Origin of the sequence: Candidatus Koribacter versatilis Ellin345, from assembly GCF_000014005.1 — a bacterium.
GTDB lineage: Bacteria > Acidobacteriota > Terriglobia > Terriglobales > Acidobacteriaceae > Korobacter > Korobacter versatilis_A.
Genome location: NC_008009.1, coordinates 5303321 through 5319213, shown reverse-complemented (window position 1 = coordinate 5319213; position 15893 = coordinate 5303321). Strand labels below are relative to the sequence as shown.

Genomic DNA, 15893 nt, shown 5'->3' with positions numbered 1-15893 from the left:
GATCGCATGGCTTCACCGGCGCAAACGGCCCCCTTGCAGAACTCCAGCTTCACGCATTCGCTTCTGTTTCCGGCATGGTGCGTTGCCGCCGTCATATTCATCCTGCACATCGTCACCGCGCCGTATTACGGATACTTCCGCGACGAACTCTATTTCATCGCGTGCAGCGATCACCTTGCCGCGGGCTACGTAGACTTCGCGCCACTCGCTGCGTGGATCCTCAAGGCCAACCGCGTCATCTTCGGAGATTCGCTCTATGCGTTGCGCTGGCTGCCGGGACTCGCGCACGCGGCGCTGGTCGTTCTTACCGGCATGCTCGCACGGGAGTTAGGCGGCAAGCGCTTTGCGGTGCTCCTGTCGGCAATTGCCGTCGGGTTCACGCCAGTGATCCTCTGCGATAGCACTCGCTATTCGATGAATCCCTTCGAGCCGCTCTTCTGGATGAGCGCACTCTACCTGCTGATTCGCGTTATCAACGGCGGGGATGAGCGTCTTCTACTCGGCCTCGGGGTGGCCTGCGGTCTCGGCGTGGAGAACAAACACTCGACCATCTTCTTCATGGCGGCCCTGCTGCTCGCGCTCGCGCTTACACCGCAGCGAAGGTTCTTCGCGAGCAAGTGGTTCTGGGGTGCAGTCGGAATCACGATCGCTCTGGCGCTTCCCAACTTGATCTGGCAAATCCAGCACGACTATCCGACGTACGTTGATCTGCACAACGTGAAGGTCATGCACAAGAACGTTGAATTGCCGCCACTGCCGTGGATCAAGCAGCAGATCGTGATGTTGAACCAGGCCCTCGCACTGCTGTGGATCCCGGCGATCGGGTTCCTGCTCTGGCATCGCGATGGGAAAAAGTATCGCGTGGTCGGCCTGACCTTTCTCTTCTTCTTTCTCGAACTCATGCTGATGAAGGGCAAGGATTACTATGTCGCGCCCATCTATCCGGTGATGTTTGCTGCAGGCTGCGTGCTGTGGGAGACATTGTCGGAGGTGCGTTTCCGTTGGATACGGCGGACGCTGGCGGTCGTGACCGTAGTCGCAAGCCTAGTCGCCGTCCCGATCGTTGTACCTATACTTCCGCCGGAGAAAGCCAACGCGTATATTCGCGCCCTCGCTGGGGACGGCCAGAAGACGGAAGTCGGTATGCACTCGCAGCTTCCGCAATATTTCGCCGACGAATTCGGCTGGCCTGAACTGGTTGAAAAGACCGCGCAGCTTTATCATTCGCTCCCGCCAGAAGAGCAGGCCAAGACCGCGATTCTCGGCGGAAGTTATGGTGACGCCGGCGCTATCGATTTCTTCGGCGCGAAATATGGGCTGCCGAAATCCATCAGCGCGCACCAGAACTACTGGTACTGGGGTCCGCGAGACTATACCGGCGAGTCGGTGATCATCCTGCACTGGCGGCGCTCCTCGGTTGAGAAGCACTGCTCCTCGGTCGTGGAAGGGCCGACGCTCGATCATCCCTGGGCGATGGAAGAGGAGCACTACACGATCTGGCTCTGCAAAGGCATGAAGCCAGGATTGCAGGAGTTCTGGCCCGACCTGAAAAACTGGAACTAGCTCTTTTGCGCCCGCGCGAGGCTTTCGGTAGCATCGTGGGGTGCCCGCGAAGAAGAAATCTGCCAGCAGCCCCGCCGACTCCACTGCGCCCATAACCGAATACAAGGCGCAGGTTCCAGCCGACGATAAAAAGCTCGGCCGGGTTTTCCTGATCGATACCTTCGGCTTCGTCTTCCGCGCTTATCACGCCATGGCGCGGCAGCGTCCCATGTCCACGAAAACTGGCATCCCAACGAGCGCGACCTATGTGTTCGTCAACATGCTCAACAAGCTGCGCCAGGACTTCGCGCCCGAGCACATTGCGGCGATCATGGAGGGCGGCAAGACGTTTCGTGATGAAGAGGCCGCAGCGGTCGCGACGATCAATAAGTTCGACATCAAAACCCAGACCTTCCAGGAGATCGCATACGGCGGTTACAAGGCGAACCGCACCGAGATGCCAGAAGATCTCACCCAGCAGATGCCATACATCGAACGTGCGCTGAATGCCTATCGCATCCCGATGATCTCGGCCGAAGGCTTCGAGGCTGACGATGTGATCGGCACACTGGCGAAGAAGGCTGCGGATGGAGGCTACCCGGTTTATATCGTCTCCAGCGACAAGGACATGATGCAGCTCGTGACCGAACGCGTCTGCATTCTGAATCCGCCGAAAGACAACCTGATCTGCGATCCGAAGAAAGTGGAAGAGATCCTTGGCGTACCGCCCGAACGCGTGGTGGACGTGATGGCGCTGCGCGGCGACTCCATCGACAACGTCCCAGGCGCACCCGGAATCGGCGACAAAGGCTCAGTGCAATTGATCCAGCGCTTCGGCACCGTCGAGGCCGCACTCGATCATGCTGGCGAAGTCGAAAGCAAGCGCCAGCGCGAATCGTTGCAGCAGAACCGCGACGCCGTGCTCTTCAGCAAGCGCATGGTGACCATTCGTACCGACATCGATATGCCGTTCGAGCCTCAGGCAATGCGCGCGCAAGACCCGGATTACGAGGCTTGCAAGGCGCTCTTCGCGGAGCTCGAATTCAACAACCTGCTCAAGCAATTTCTGACCGAAGGCTCCGAAGTTGGCGAGACCGATTACGCCGATGCGAAGTCGACTGACGAAATCAAAGCGCTGCTGAGAGATGTAAACGCCGATCACCCGCTCGCGGTGGCAATCGCGCACCTCGATGCTCCATCACTGGCGGCAGAAGAAGCCGAGCCGGAGGAGGACGCACCGCAACTCGCGCTCGCGATGGCCGAACCTGTTGCTACACCGCAGGTCACGAGTGTCGCGCTATCCAGCAGAGAAGGTGCCGCCCGCGCCGTGGAATTGAAAGGCGAGTCCGGTGAAGTGGTTCGCCGCGCGCTCGCCGATCCAACGGTCCCCAAGGCCGTGCATGATGCGAAAGCCGCGATGCATGCGGGCCTGCCGCTCGAGTCGGTTGAGCACGACACCATGCTCTACGAATACCTGCTCGATCCGACGTACACAACCTACCGACTTCCCGATGTTGTGCTCCGCCGGTTGAACCTGAAGCTTGCTGGAACTCTGCCCGAAGCGGCGGACATGACCCATCGCCTCACGACCAAGCTGCACAAGCTGGTCGAAGATGGCGGGCTGATGAAGGTGTATGAGGACATCGATCGCCCGCTGGTTACGGTGCTCTATGCGATGGAAGCCGCCGGCGTGAAGCTTGACTGCGATGTGCTCGCCGAGATGTCGACGCGCCTGCAGAGAGATGCGGATGCGCTCGCTCGCAAGATCTACGGCCTCTCCGGACAGGAGTTCAACATCAACTCGCCGAAGCAACTCGGAGACGTGTTGTTCAATAAACTCAATCTGCCTAAGCCGGTGAAGTACGGGAAGGGCAAGACCATATCGACCGCCGTCGATGTATTAGAAGGGCTCGCCGGGGAACACGAAGTTCCGAAGCTGGTGCTCGAATATCGCCAGTTCACGAAGCTCAAATCAACCTACGTGGACGCGCTGCCGAATCTCTGCCACGCCGGCACCGGGCGCTTGCACACGACCTTCGCACAAGCGGCGACTTCCACTGGGCGTCTCTCTTCCGTCAATCCGAATTTGCAGAACATTCCCATCCGCACCGAGCTAGGCCGCGAGATTCGCGCTGCGTTCGTCGCCGAAAAAGGCAACGTGCTGCTTGCCGCGGATTATTCGCAAATCGAACTCCGACTCCTCGCACACTTCTCGCAAGACCGCCTGCTGGTGGACGCCTACAACAACGACCGCGACATTCATGCCCTAACCGCCAGCGAAGTTTTCGGTGTGCCGCCGATGATGATTGATGCCGAACATCGCCGCCGGGCGAAGGCCGTGAACTTCGGCATCGTCTATGGCATCTCGCCGTTCGGACTCTCGCAGCAACTCGGCATAGACACGAAAGAATCGAAGCGCTATATCGAGAGTTACTTCGAACGTTACAGCGGCGTTCGCGAGTGGCTCAACAGCGTGCTGGAGCAAGTTCGCAAGGACGAAAAAGTCAGCACACTCTTCGGTCGCATCCGGCCAATCCCCGACATCCACAGCCGCAATCCAAATCTCCGCGGTTTTGCCGAACGCACGGCGACGAACACACCGCTGCAGGGCACGGCAGCCGATCTCATCAAGCTGGCGATGATCCGCATTCACCGCGATCTCATCGAGCGCAAGTTGAAAACGCGCATGCTGCTCCAGGTGCATGACGAGCTCGTCTTCGAAGTTCCGCAGGCGGAAGTCGAAGAAGTGCGTGCGCTGGTTCAGGACCGAATGGAAAACGTGCATCCCGAGCTGACGGTGCCGCTGAAAGTGGATGTCGGCGTAGGAAAAAACTGGCGCGATATGGATTAATTACGCCACTGATAATTCTGTCTCTTCCACTCGTTCCATTTTTTCTTCGCGCATGGTGCGTACGATCAGAAGCGCTGGAAGCAGAACGACCGCGCCAGCGGCGCAAACGCCCGCCCATCCGAAGAAATGCCAACCGGCATTGCCCAGCGCGGACCCGAACGCGCCGCCGACAAAATAGCTCACCATGTAGACGGTATTAGCTCGGCTGCGTGCGTGCGGGAACGTGTTGTAAATGCGCGTCTGGTTGCTGATGTGTCCCGTCTGCACGCCGACGTCGAGCAGAATGACGCCGAGCCCCAGGCCGATCAGCCAGTGCCCCGTTGCGATCATCACGGCATAAGACGCAAGTGTTGTGATGACCGCGATCGAGATGCCAAGCTTCGGTGAACGACGGTCAACCATGCGGCCCACGATGGGCGCGAGTGCCGCACTGGCAGCAGCCAGCAAGCCAAGTCCACCGGCCATGCGCGCGCCATAGTGATACGGCGGCTTGGCGAGAAAGAACACCAGCGTGGTCCAGAACGCGCTGAACGAAGCGAATAGCAAAGCCCCGATCGCCGCCGACTCGCGCAGCCCGCGATGTTCCCGCACCATGCTGCCTACTGAGCGCAGAAGATCGAAGTAGTGCATCTGTACCGATGGGTGGCTCTCTGGCAGCAACTCGCGAAAAGCGATCGCGAGCCCGAGCATCAGCCCGGCGGAGATGAAAAAAATAGCGCGCCATCCGAATGCCGCGCCGACGAATCCAGCAACAGTCCGTGCCAGCAGGATGCCGACGAGCATTCCACTGATTACCTTTGCGACGACTTTACCGCGTGCGCCTTCCGGCGCCAGGTGCGCGGCGAATGGAAGGATTAGATGCGGTATCACGGACCCGAGCCCCAGCAGAAAGCTGAACAGTGCCAACAGGGAAAAGCTCGGCGCGAGCGCTGTGAGCAGTGCGGCGAACGCCACGAACACGCACATGCGCACTGTGAGCTTGCGACGCTCCGCAATGTCGCCGAGAGGAACGAACAACAGCATGCCGATAGCTGTGCCGACTTGCGTAAGGGTCGCGATCCAGCCGGTATGGCGCTCACTCACGTGCAGGTCCTGCGCCATGATGCCGAGCAGCGGCTGGCAATAATAAATATTGGCGACGGCCACGCCGACGCCGATTGCCATCAGCAGCGTGGTGGCCTGTAGTTTCTGTTCCTGAGTAGACACAAAGATTGGATTCGCCATCGCCCGTGTTGGACGCAAGGCAAATTCTTATGGAACCCATAAGAAAAGGCGCGCCTAAGCGCGCCTCTCGTAAAACGATCAAACTACCGCGGCGTGCTCTGGTTCTGGTCGCCCTTGTCCTGCTGGGGGCTGTTGGGATCGCGTGGCATGTCCGGTGAATTACCCTTCGGTGTGGTTGCGTTCGACGGCGTGGATGGCTGACCGTTGCTCATCGCTGAGTGCCCGTTGTTCAAATCACTATTGCCCGCACCGGTGACCTGCAGATTGTTGTTCACCTTGCGGTTCTGCGCATAAGACTGCGCAATGCGCTCGGCTTGCGTCTTCGCCTTGTTGCTGCCGACGGTGCCGTTCAGTTCGATCGCGTTATCCGACACATTCACGTTTACGGTGCTGTCAGTCAACGAAGGTTCGTTTTTGATCGAGGTTTCGATCTGTTTTTGTAACGTCAGAGTGTCGCCACGCCCGGTCGGACTCGAGCCGCTCTGGCTCATGGTACCGGCCTCGGGGGCCTTGGTCTGAGGCGCCGCGCTGCTCGGGTTCGCGGAAGTTTGCGAGTTGCCCGCGATGCTGCCCGCGGTGTTCTGTGAAGCGTTGCCCTGGGCCGCATCCTGCGCGCTCAGGAACGACATGCCGGGACCGGCGGCCGAACTCGACTGCGGCTGGTTCTTGCCTTCCTTGCCGCTGAGCTTCAGGTGCTCTTTGACAGTGCGTACGCCAGCCACGGACTTCACGGCATCTTTCGCTTTCTTCTTGTCGTCATTCGAGTTTACCGAGCCATCGAGCGTGACCCTACCGTTCTCCACGGCCGCCTGGACATTGGCGAACGCTGGATCGGCGGCGAGTTTGTCTTTCACGGCCGTCTGCAACTGGCTGTCGCCAACTTTCGCCGTGTTCTGGCTCGGAGGTGGCGTTGGCTTCGGAGGATTTGCGACTTGCTGGGATTGTGTGGTCTGGGTTCCGGTCTCGGCCCGATTCGCCGGGCTGTTGGGATCCTGCCCGCCTGTCTGAGCCTTCGCGCTCGCGTAGGCGAACATCATGGCGAGGGCCAACACGAGGTACATGGTGTGTTTCTTCATGGTTCTCTCCCTGTTTCCGTCCTGTTGCTGGCGCCGGCCGAGAGACGAAGGCGAGATTCCAAGGCGGGCGTCGCTGCTCTCTACACAGATGCAGACGGCCAAGGGAGGGAGGTTTGGCACCTTAGCCAAAATGTGGGGGTGCCTCGGGCATAAGTTGAAGACCGCCCAGACCGCCGCTAAACTTAGACCATGCCCCATGCCCATTCCGGCGACCTGAACGACGCGAAAACCTCGCGTGTTCTCCGGATATCACTCGGAGTCACAGTGCTTTACATCGTGCTCCTCGTGGTGATGGGCATTCGCTCGCACAGTCTTGCGCTGCTTTCTGAGGCCGGCCACAATCTCTCCGACTTTCTCGCCTTGCTGCTGACGTGGGTTGCGGTGTACGTGCAGTCGCGTCCACCGAGCGCTACGAAGACGTTTGGCTACCAGCGCGCTGGAGTGCTGGCGGCGTTCATCAACGCGGCATCGCTGGTGCTGATCGCGTTCTTCATCTTCTATGAAGCGGGCAGGAGGTTGTACGCACCGTCCGATGTGGAGCCCCGCACCATGATGTGGGTGGCCGCTTGCGGCGTGGTCATGAACGGCGCCATTGCGTTGATGTTGCTGCGCACGCGCCGCGACCTCAATATTCGTTCGGCGTTTCTTCACGAGCTAGGCGATACGCTTTCGACGGCCGCCGTCATCGTTGGTGGCTGGGTCATTCTTGAGACCGGCCAGAGTTGGGTGGATCCCGCGCTGTCGTTCGGCATCGGTGTACTCGTGTTGTGGAGCTCTTTCGGGGTCATCCGCGACAGCCTGAATATTCTGCTCGAAGGTACGCCGCGTGGCATGAACGTGCAGCGCCTGGCCGAACGGATGTGCAGTATTGATGGCGTGATCGATGTGCACGATCTCCACGTCTGGAGCCTCGGCAGCGAGACCCACGCGCTGAGCTGCCATATCCGCATCGCCGACCTGCGCGCGTCCGAAAGCGAAGCAATCCTGAAAGCCGTGAACGAAGCCGTAGCACACGACTTCCATATTCACCACACGACGATCCAGTTCGAGCACGAAGTCTGCGAGGTTGCGCACGGGTGTGTGATCCCCGTGAGTCATGCGCACGACCATACCCACGACCACGCTTAGAGGCGCTAAGAACTCTGCGCCTTTGTGTCTCCGCGGTGAATACGTCGCGTGCGCTGGTGAAACTGCGACCGGTAAATCTCCTCAGCACGCTCCAGCGTGTCGATCTCTTCGCCCCCCTTATCATCGCGAATGCGCAGAATTCGCGGGAACCGCAGGGCAAATCCGCTGGCATGGCGATCGGACTTCATCACCGCGTTGAACGCCACTTCGATGACGATCTTGGGCTCGACCTCACGAACGAAGCCATGATCGACCAGGGTGTGAGCCCGAAACCACTCGTCCATCTCCGCGATTTCTTTGTCCGTAAGCCCGGAGTAGGCTTTGCCGATGTTCAATAGTTCTTCACCACCGCGCACGGCGAAGGTGTAGTCGCTCAGGATGCCCGCCCGTTTGCCGTGTCCGAGTTCGACTGCGGTCACAACGACGTCCAGCATTGCCAGCTCGCGCTTCAGCTTCAGCCACGATTTGCCGCGGCGCCCGACCGCGTAGGCCGAATGAATGTCTTTGATCATCAGCCCTTCGTTGCCGCGTTCCTGAGCGGCTGCGAACAGGCGATCGAGCTCTTCGGGGGAATCCGCTCGTGCCTGCGGTGCGCGCAATACCCTTTGCTCTGGTGTAACTTCGGCAAACATCAATGACGCCTGACCGTGCGGATCAACGTTGACCAATCGCGGTGCACCTTCCGAAAAGATTCCATCCAGCATCGCCGCGCGCTCCTGCAGCGGACGATCAATCACCAACTGGCCCTTCGCATAAAGCAAATCGAATGTGACGTAGCTCACCGGCACTTCGCGCTGCATGGCTGCCGAAACGTTCTTGCGCCCAAGTCTCTTCTGCAATTCGCTGAACGCTAGCGCCTGGCCGCAGCGCCACGCGAGGATTTCGCCATCGAGGATGACTTCGTGCTCGATCGCTTTCAGGGCGGGAATGAGTTCGGGGAAGGAATCGGTGATGTCGTCGAGAGTTCGCGAAAAGATCCGCACTTTGTCTCGCGAGATATGCGCTTGCGCGCGGATACCGTCGTACTTGTCTTCGACGATGGCGTGCTCGAATTCCGCGAAGGCTTCGTTCGCACTCTCTGCCGGAGTGGCGAGCATGAATCCCATCGGGTGGAAGAGTCGCATCCGCGCAGTCGCAAGCTTGTCATGCGCGGCCAGCACCAGCGTTTCGCCGATGTCCCCGACCAGCATGTTGGCGCGCCGCACTTCCGCGAGTTCGCGACCATACGCCTTGGCGATCGCCTCTTCGACTTGGCTTTCCTTCAATCCTATGCGCAACTCGCCGGTGATGAACTTGACGAGGTACTTCGCTTCCGGTGCCGTCGCCCGCGCGAGCAGCGTCACGATCAGCCGCGATTTCGCTGCCGGACCGCTGACAGCCGCAATCTGTTGGAACATGTAATCCACTTCTTTCAGCGTGAGAGTGCTTTCTTCAGGCGCAACCCCGCGCAACACCCCGAGCGTGGCATCGCCAAGATCGCCGTGCCGTTTGTAAGCCGCGGTCATCTTGGCTTCACTCGCACCAGAAAGCTCGCCCACCACGCGCCACAGGATCGATCCGCCGACCTGCAGGGTGCGCTCTTCGTGCGCCGCAAAAGTCCGCCCCGAGAGAAACAGCGTCGACAGCGCAGCTTCCGGCACCGTCCGCGACTGTAAATACGTCGCGACGATGGCGATCTTTTCCGTCTTTTTAGAGGTGGCGGCTATGGCCTCGCAGGTTTGGGCGAGAAGCTGCATGGTGCGTTGGATGCCAGTAGACGAGAGCCGATTCTAATTGGCCGCACCCGCAGAGGCTAATCGGCTGCGCGAAGTGTCGGCGGAAGCAATCTGCCAGTGCCGGTCTACGGTCGCAATCGCCATCTGCGTCAGTTGCTCAAACAGAGACGATGGCACCTCGTGATCTGGACGCTCCCGCAGTTGCAGGCCCTGGCACGCGAATTGGAGCATCAAGGTTGCCTTTTCTACCCGTGCGTTATGCAATGCCTGCGAAGCCGGGGTTTCCACGTGCGCGTGCGCAAACTCGATACAGGTGCGCAGCACCTGCCGGAGCTGGTCTACCGACCATTTCACCTTTTGCAAGGCCTGTAAATCGTGGATCGCGAGCGGTTCATCGTTGGAGGGCGAGGACAGGTTCTCACCCGCCAGCATGCTGATTTCATTTTGAATAGCGCGAAGATTGTCGGATATACGAGTGATTCGCATCGGTAACGAGCCCATGGGGGAGGCCTGAGGTCAAAAATTAAAATCCAGAACATTCCAAGGTATATAGCTGGAAGCTATGATCCAATCCCGCCTAAGGGTACCAAGTGACCGCCTTCGGGAATTGACGCATCAGTTACTAAAACCCTATGCTTAAACTGGAATTTCGCGCCCCCGCGGGGTGCTAAGGCGTCTAATCAGCATGCGTTCCCAGCGACACTGGTTCCGGTTCATGACTGCGGTACAACTGCTTCCCGCCCTGGAGAGCGGCGAGGAAACCCTCGTCGGCGGCCAGGCCGTGCTTGAGGGCGTCATGATGCGGTCTCCGCACGCCTTCAGCATTGCCGTGCGCAATCCCCAGAAGCAGGTGGTCCATCACACCGAGCCGATCGAACGCCTCAGCGAAAAGCACAAGTGGATGGGCTGGCCCTTCCTGCGCGGCGTAATGACGCTCGGCCAGGCAATAGCCCTCGGCTTCAAGGCCTTGAAGTTTTCCGCCAACGTCGCCCTCGCCGAGGAAGGCGAAGAGCAGAAGAGCATCGAGAGCAACGGCTGGGCCATGGCGCTCAACGTCATCCTCTCGCTCGGCTTCTTCATCTTCATGTACAAGTTCCTGCCGTTGTTGGGCGCGAAGGAACTGAAGCACGTGAATCCGGTGTTCGGGCATCAAATCTGGTTCAATGTCGCTGACGGCGTCATCCGCATTGCTATCTTCCTGCTCTTCATTTGGGCGACGTCGCTCATGAAGGATCTGCATCGCGTTTACGAGTACCACGGCGCCGAGCACAAAACGGTCTTCGCCTTCGAAAACCACGATCCGCTTACCAACGCGGAAGTGCAGAAGTACTCCACGTATCACCCCCGCTGCGGCACCTCGTTCCTCATGACCGTGATGCTCATCAGCATGGTCGTGTACCTGTTCATCCCAGTGAGTTGGCCGCTCTGGGGACGCTTCCTGATGCGCGTCGCTCTGCTGCCGTTCATCGCTGGCACGTCGTACGAGATCATCCGCTTCGCCGCCAAGCGCAAGAACGCCCTCTTCACGCTGCTTACGCTTCCCGGCATGTGGCTCCAACGAATCACCACCCAGCCTCCCGACGATAGCCAGGTGGAATGTGCCATCAGCGCTCTCGACCAAGCAATGGAGTTGGAGAAGCAGCGTGGCGGGGAACTGGTGATCGGGTAGTCGTGTCATCCTGAGCGAAGAACGCCAAGCGTTCGGAGTCGAACGACTCTGCGGTCTGCAATAACGTTCGCACTCGCAAGTCGTTTCAAGCTAAGATAGAACCTGCATGACCTCCTCGCTCCATCACGTGTTTGGCTAGCGGCGCCCGCCGCCGATTGCGCCGTTGTCCGCCTGAAATCCCAACCACTCACTAATGAGAGCGCCCGCCGCGCGGGCAGAGAAACGCCATGTTTGAACGCCTCGACCTAATGGAAGCCAAGTACGACGAGTTGACCCAAGCCCTCGCCTCGCCCGAGATTGTGAACGACTCGGCGAAGTACCAGAAGACCGCGAAGGCCCACGCCGAATTGACCCAGCTCGTCCAGAAATACCGTGAGTACAAGGACCTGACCCGCGGCATCAAGGACAGCCGCCAGATGGTCGCCGAAGAAACCGACGCGGAGATGAAGGCCTACGCGCAGCAGGAGTTGACGGAACTGGAACAGCGCCTGCACGCGGTAGAAGAAGACTTGAAGGTCCTGCTGCTGCCGAGAGACCCGAACGACGACAAGAACATCATCGTAGAAATCCGCGCCGGTACCGGCGGCGATGAGGCCTCGTTGTTCGCCGCCGAGCTTTTCCGTATGTACAACCGCTACGCGGAAACGCAGCGCTGGAAGGTGGAAGTCCTCTCGTCCTCGGAGTCAGGTGTTGGCGGCTTAAAAGAAGTCATCGCGATCATCGAAGGCAGGGGCGCCTACTCGAAGCTTAAGTACGAGAGCGGCGTCCACCGCGTGCAGCGCGTCCCGCAAACCGAGACGCAAGGGCGCGTGCATACCTCGGCCGTCACCGTCGCGGTGCTGCCGGAAGCCGAAGAAGTGGACATCAAGATCGAAGCGAAGGACATCCGCATCGACACCTTCTGCTCGTCGGGCCCCGGCGGACAATCGGTGAACACCACCTACTCCGCAGTGCGTATTACGCACCTTCCAACCAACACCGTGGTCAGTTGCCAGGACGAAAAATCGCAGATCAAGAACCGCGAAAAGGGAATGCGCGTGCTCCGTGCCCGCCTCTACGAGGTCGAACAGCAGAAGCAGGCCGATGCGCTGGCCAAAGAACGCAAGCAGCAAGTCGGCAGCGGCGATCGCAGCGAGAAGATCCGCACCTACAACTTCCCGCAGAACCGCGTCACCGACCACCGCATCGGATATACCGTTCACCAGTTGAGTGAATTCATGGACGGCAAGATCAACGCGCTGATCGAAGCGCTGACCACGCACTACCAGGCCGAGAAGCTGAAGGAACAGACGACAGCGGTAAGCTAGATTTCTTCGGAGGTACTCACAGTCTTGAAGCTGTTTGTGCTCTGGATGACGCGACTTAATGACCCTCAAGCAAGCCTTCGACTCCGCACTTAAGCATTTAGAAGCAGCCGACACTCCTTCCCCTCGCCTGAGCGCCGAGCTCTTGCTGATGTTCAGTTTGAATTGCGATCGCGCTTATCTCTTTACCTATCCCGAGCGCGAACTCACCGCCGACGAACAGGCCCGCTACGACGAAGCCATCGCCCGCCGCTGTCATGGCGAGCCCGCGCAATACATCACCGGACACCAGGAGTTCTATGGTCGCGACTTCCTCGTCTCGCCGGCGGTGCTCATCCCGCGCCCTGAAACCGAGCACCTGATCGAAGCCGTGCTCGAACTCGCGCCACGCGAGGTGCGTTGGGAAGTCCTCGATGTTGGAACCGGCTCCGGCTGCATTGCCGCAACGCTTGCCAAAGAATTTCCGCGGATGAAAGTCACGGCCGTCGATATCTCGCCCGAAGCGCTCCAGATTGCACAAGCCAATGCCGCCCGCCTCGAAGCTCAAGTCGAGTTTCGTGTGAGCGATCTACTCAGCGCGATCGAACCCGGACGCCAGTTCGACATGATCGTCTCCAACCCGCCCTACGTCGGCGAGTGCGAGGCTGACAAAGTCCAGCGCCAGGTGAAAGACTTCGAGCCGCACTGCGCCGTCTTCGGCGGCGAGCGCGGCATGGACATCATCAAGCGTCTGGCGCCGCAGGTTTGGGAGCACCTCAAACCGGGCGGCTGGTTCCTAATGGAAATCGGGTACTCCATCGCCGATCCCGTCCACGAAATCATGCGCGACTGGACCAACTTCAAGGTCGTCCCCGACTTGCGAGGCATCCCGCGCGTTGTCGTCGGCCGCAAACCAACTTCTTAAAACACGAAAGACATGAAGGCATCACGAAGGCTTATGGGAAAATTCCTAAATCCCCTTCGTGCTTCCTCAGTGTCCTTCGTGTTTAAAGATTTTGCAGTTTAGTGCCGGAAGTGCCGCACACCCGTGAGCACCATTGCCAGTCCCAACCGGTTCGCGGTGTCAATCACTTCCTGGTCTTTCACTGATCCGCCAGGCTGGATGATCGCCGTCGCTCCAGCTTCGGCGATGACTTCGACTCCATCAGGGAACGGGAAGAACGCATCGCTCGCCGCGACGCAACCCTTCAGAGGCAACACGGCTTTCATCGCACCGATGCGCGCTGAATCCACGCGGCTCATCTGGCCGGCGCCCACGCCCACGCTGCGGCCGTCTTTCGCGTAGAGGATCGCATTCGATTTCACATGCTTGCAGACCTTCCACGCGAAGAGCAGGTCCTTCATCTCGGATTCAGTGGGCTTGCGCTCGCTGACAACTTTCAAATCTGCGTCGGTCAGCGGACGAATGTCGTTGTCCTGCACCAGCACGCCGCCGGATACATTCTTCAGCGTGTATTTCTGGTCGAGCGCCTTTACTTCGACGAGCCGCAAGTTCTTCTTCGCGGCGAAGCGCGCCTTCGCTCCCTCGCTGAAACTCGGAGCGGCGATCACTTCGAGGAAAAGCTTCGCCATTTCTTCCGCTGTTGCTTCGTCGATCTCGCGGTTTACGCCAATCACACCCCCGAACGCCGAAACCGGATCGGCTTCGAGAGCACGTTTATACGCTTCGACAAGTATCGAACTGACTGCCGTGCCGCACGGATTGGTGTGCTTGATGATCGCGCAGACGGGCTCATCGAACTCCTGCGCCAGGTCCCACGCTGCCTGCAGATCGACGATATTGTTGTACGAAAGCTCCTTGCCCTGGAGCTGCTTGCCGTTGGCGACGCCAAGATCGGTGCCGTTGGAGTAGAGCGCCGCCTTCTGGTGCGGGTTCTCGCCGTAGCGAAGATCCATGGATTTGCGGAACAATAGTCGCAAGATCTCAGGGAAACCAGTGCCGCCGTGGATGTTCGATATGTCGAACTTTCCGGCATCGTCCACCATCACGCGCTCCAGCGCCGAAGCAATTGCTGAGTCGTACGCGGCGGTCGTGGCGAACGCGCGCTGCGCCAGCTTCCAATGCATCTGCTTGGAAACCGAACCGCCGCTCTTGTCCATCTCTTCAGCGACCTGCGCGTACTGGTCGGGCGAAGTGACGATCGCCACGTCCTGGAAATTCTTGCCCGCCGAGCGCACCATGCTCGGCCCGCCGATATCGATGTTCTCGATGATTTCTTCGAAGTGCGCCCCGGGCTTCGATGCCGTCTTTTCGAACGCGTACAGGTTCACCACCACCATGTCGATTGGCTGGATGCCGTGCTCTTTCACCGTCGCCACGTGCTCTTCGTTGGCGCGCAGGTGCAGGATGCCGCCATGCACCTTGGGGTGAAGGGTCTTCACGCGGCCATCGAGCATCTCGGGAAAGCCGGTCAATTCGGAGATGTCTTTGACGGGGATGCCGGCGTCGCGCAGCATCTTCGCCGTGCCGCCGGTGGAGATCAGTTCAACGCCATGCTTCGCCAACGTGCGTGCGAAGTCGGACAGGCCGATTTTGTCAGTAACGGAGAGAATAGCGCGACGAATTTTTGCCATCAGTGCCTCAGAAGGGAATCCGTGGGATACGGGAACCATCCATTTTATCAGCCATCGGCAGAACGCTTACCACCGAGGCGCAAAGGGCACAGAGGTTTTGAAAGTCGCCTGCCGAGAGTCTTAGGCCCGCTTCTTCTTCGCGGCCTTCTTCTTAGCTTTCGCCACGATCTGCTTCTTCGCCGGCGCCTTCTTCTTTGCCTTCTCCCGCTCTGCCTTGCGCACGAACTTCTTCACCTTCGGCTGGCGGCCGGCTTCCAACTCCGCTTGCATCTTTTTCGTCAGGCTGGCGCGGACAAGATCGTACGAGGTGCGCAGGTCCTCGCGGAATTCCGCGTCTGAAAGTGCAGTCAACGATTCGGCATTCACCCATTGGTACTTCCACATGTTGTAGGCGCTGGGGATGATGTCCGCCATCTCAACGAGCTCCGCGTACCTTTCGGGGGTCGATTTGAACGCGCAGCGGTTGCCGCCGAGGGTGAGGATGGCAAACATCTTGCCGCCGATCTTAAACAGCAGGTGCTCTTCCCATTGCACCTCTTCGGTCGCCATTGGCAGCGACATACAGAACTCGCGAATGGAATCGTTGGTCATCGCGTCCTCATCTTATCGATAAACGCCTTCAGGGATCTCTTTGGATCGTCGGGGAAACTTTGATCAAGAACTTGCAAGGCGCTCACCCGATCAGCGCGGAACTCTTGACCGCGGTATCGGTAGCCATTCTCAATCTCCTCGTGCGATGAATCGCAACGAGGAAGAGCATAAGAAAACCCTACTGACAGGGTTCTGTCAGTAGGGTGTCAGGAAGTTCAA

General features: G+C 59.2%; 12 protein-coding genes. 6 read left to right on the top strand and 6 right to left on the bottom strand.

Annotation, left to right across the window (positions count from 1 at the left end; genetic code table 11):
* Positions 1-6 precede the first annotated feature (6 nt).
* Both ACID345_RS23320 and polA read left to right on the top strand, forming a co-directional pair.
* Positions 7-1563 (top strand): ArnT family glycosyltransferase, encoded by a 1557-nt coding sequence (locus ACID345_RS23320; RefSeq protein ID WP_011525277.1) that lies wholly within the window; start codon positions 7-9, stop codon positions 1561-1563.
* Positions 1564-1603: 40 nt separating this feature from the next.
* Positions 1604-4393, top strand: a complete 2790-nt coding sequence (gene polA / locus ACID345_RS23315) for a DNA polymerase I (protein ID WP_011525276.1) — start codon at positions 1604-1606, stop codon at positions 4391-4393.
* Here the strand turns inward: polA and ACID345_RS23310 are convergent, their stop codons facing one another.
* Both ACID345_RS23310 and ACID345_RS23305 read right to left on the bottom strand, forming a co-directional pair.
* Positions 4394-5635: an MFS transporter gene (locus ACID345_RS23310; RefSeq protein ID WP_228370699.1), complete on the bottom strand. Its 1242-nt coding sequence runs from the start codon at positions 5633-5635 to the stop codon at positions 4394-4396.
* A 65-nt stretch (positions 5636-5700) separates the two neighbouring features.
* The gene (locus ACID345_RS23305; RefSeq protein ID WP_011525274.1) at positions 5701-6693 is read right to left on the bottom strand and encodes a BON domain-containing protein; all 993 of its coding nucleotides are present in this window, start codon (positions 6691-6693) and stop codon (positions 5701-5703) included.
* Between the two features lie 189 nt (positions 6694-6882).
* Here ACID345_RS23305 and ACID345_RS23300 point away from each other — a divergent pair, with 189 nt between their 5' ends.
* Complete coding sequence (locus ACID345_RS23300) at positions 6883-7821, top strand: cation diffusion facilitator family transporter (RefSeq protein ID WP_011525273.1); 939 nt, start codon at positions 6883-6885, stop codon at positions 7819-7821.
* A gap of 5 nt (positions 7822-7826) precedes the next feature.
* Here ACID345_RS23300 and ACID345_RS23295 read toward each other — a convergent pair whose 3' ends face one another.
* Both ACID345_RS23295 and ACID345_RS23290 read right to left on the bottom strand, forming a co-directional pair.
* On the bottom strand, positions 7827-9557 hold the full coding sequence (locus ACID345_RS23295; protein WP_011525272.1) for an ATP-dependent DNA ligase: 1731 nt from the start codon (positions 9555-9557) through the stop codon (positions 7827-7829).
* 33 nt (positions 9558-9590) lie between these two features.
* Positions 9591-10022 (bottom strand): hypothetical protein, encoded by a 432-nt coding sequence (locus ACID345_RS23290; protein WP_148210239.1) that lies wholly within the window; start codon positions 10020-10022, stop codon positions 9591-9593.
* A gap of 199 nt (positions 10023-10221) precedes the next feature.
* Between ACID345_RS23290 and ACID345_RS23285 the strand changes: the two genes are divergently transcribed.
* From ACID345_RS23285 to prmC, 3 genes are all read left to right on the top strand, one after another.
* Positions 10222-11205 carry a DUF1385 domain-containing protein gene (locus ACID345_RS23285; RefSeq protein WP_011525270.1) on the top strand — a complete coding sequence of 328 codons (984 nt, stop codon included), beginning with the start codon at positions 10222-10224 and terminating at the stop codon, positions 11203-11205.
* Positions 11206-11432: 227 nt separating this feature from the next.
* On the top strand, positions 11433-12512 hold the full coding sequence (prfA, locus tag ACID345_RS23280) for a peptide chain release factor 1 (protein WP_011525269.1): 1080 nt from the start codon (positions 11433-11435) through the stop codon (positions 12510-12512).
* Positions 12513-12570: 58 nt separating this feature from the next.
* Positions 12571-13413 carry a peptide chain release factor N(5)-glutamine methyltransferase gene (gene prmC, locus ACID345_RS23275; protein WP_011525268.1) on the top strand — a complete coding sequence of 281 codons (843 nt, stop codon included), beginning with the start codon at positions 12571-12573 and terminating at the stop codon, positions 13411-13413.
* A gap of 98 nt (positions 13414-13511) precedes the next feature.
* On the opposite strand, the gene purH is transcribed toward prmC, so the two are convergent.
* Positions 13512-15083 (bottom strand): bifunctional phosphoribosylaminoimidazolecarboxamide formyltransferase/IMP cyclohydrolase, encoded by a 1572-nt coding sequence (gene purH / locus ACID345_RS23270; RefSeq protein WP_011525267.1) that lies wholly within the window; start codon positions 15081-15083, stop codon positions 13512-13514.
* Positions 15084-15203: 120 nt separating this feature from the next.
* Positions 15204-15674 (bottom strand): MmcQ/YjbR family DNA-binding protein, encoded by a 471-nt coding sequence (locus ACID345_RS23265; protein WP_011525266.1) that lies wholly within the window; start codon positions 15672-15674, stop codon positions 15204-15206.
* Positions 15675-15893 lie beyond the last annotated feature (219 nt).

Bases quoted from the DNA above. Each gene is read 5' to 3' on its own strand.
- ACID345_RS23285 (WP_011525270.1), top strand. From the start codon at position 10,222: ATGCGTTCCCAGCGACACTGGTTCCGGTTCATGACTGCGGTACAACTG.
- prfA (WP_011525269.1), top strand. From the start codon at position 11,433: ATGTTTGAACGCCTCGACCTAATGGAAGCCAAGTACGACGAGTTGACC.
- ACID345_RS23300 (WP_011525273.1), top strand. From the start codon at position 6,883: ATGCCCCATGCCCATTCCGGCGACCTGAACGACGCGAAAACCTCGCGT.
- ACID345_RS23320 (WP_011525277.1), top strand. From the start codon at position 7: ATGGCTTCACCGGCGCAAACGGCCCCCTTGCAGAACTCCAGCTTCACG.
- ACID345_RS23295 (WP_011525272.1), bottom strand. From the start codon at position 9,557: ATGCAGCTTCTCGCCCAAACCTGCGAGGCCATAGCCGCCACCTCTAAA.
- ACID345_RS23290 (WP_148210239.1), bottom strand. From the start codon at position 10,022: ATGCGAATCACTCGTATATCCGACAATCTTCGCGCTATTCAAAATGAA.
- ACID345_RS23265 (WP_011525266.1), bottom strand. From the start codon at position 15,674: ATGACCAACGATTCCATTCGCGAGTTCTGTATGTCGCTGCCAATGGCG.
- ACID345_RS23305 (WP_011525274.1), bottom strand. From the start codon at position 6,693: ATGAAGAAACACACCATGTACCTCGTGTTGGCCCTCGCCATGATGTTC.
- prmC (WP_011525268.1), top strand. From the start codon at position 12,571: ATGACCCTCAAGCAAGCCTTCGACTCCGCACTTAAGCATTTAGAAGCA.
- purH (WP_011525267.1), bottom strand. From the start codon at position 15,083: ATGGCAAAAATTCGTCGCGCTATTCTCTCCGTTACTGACAAAATCGGC.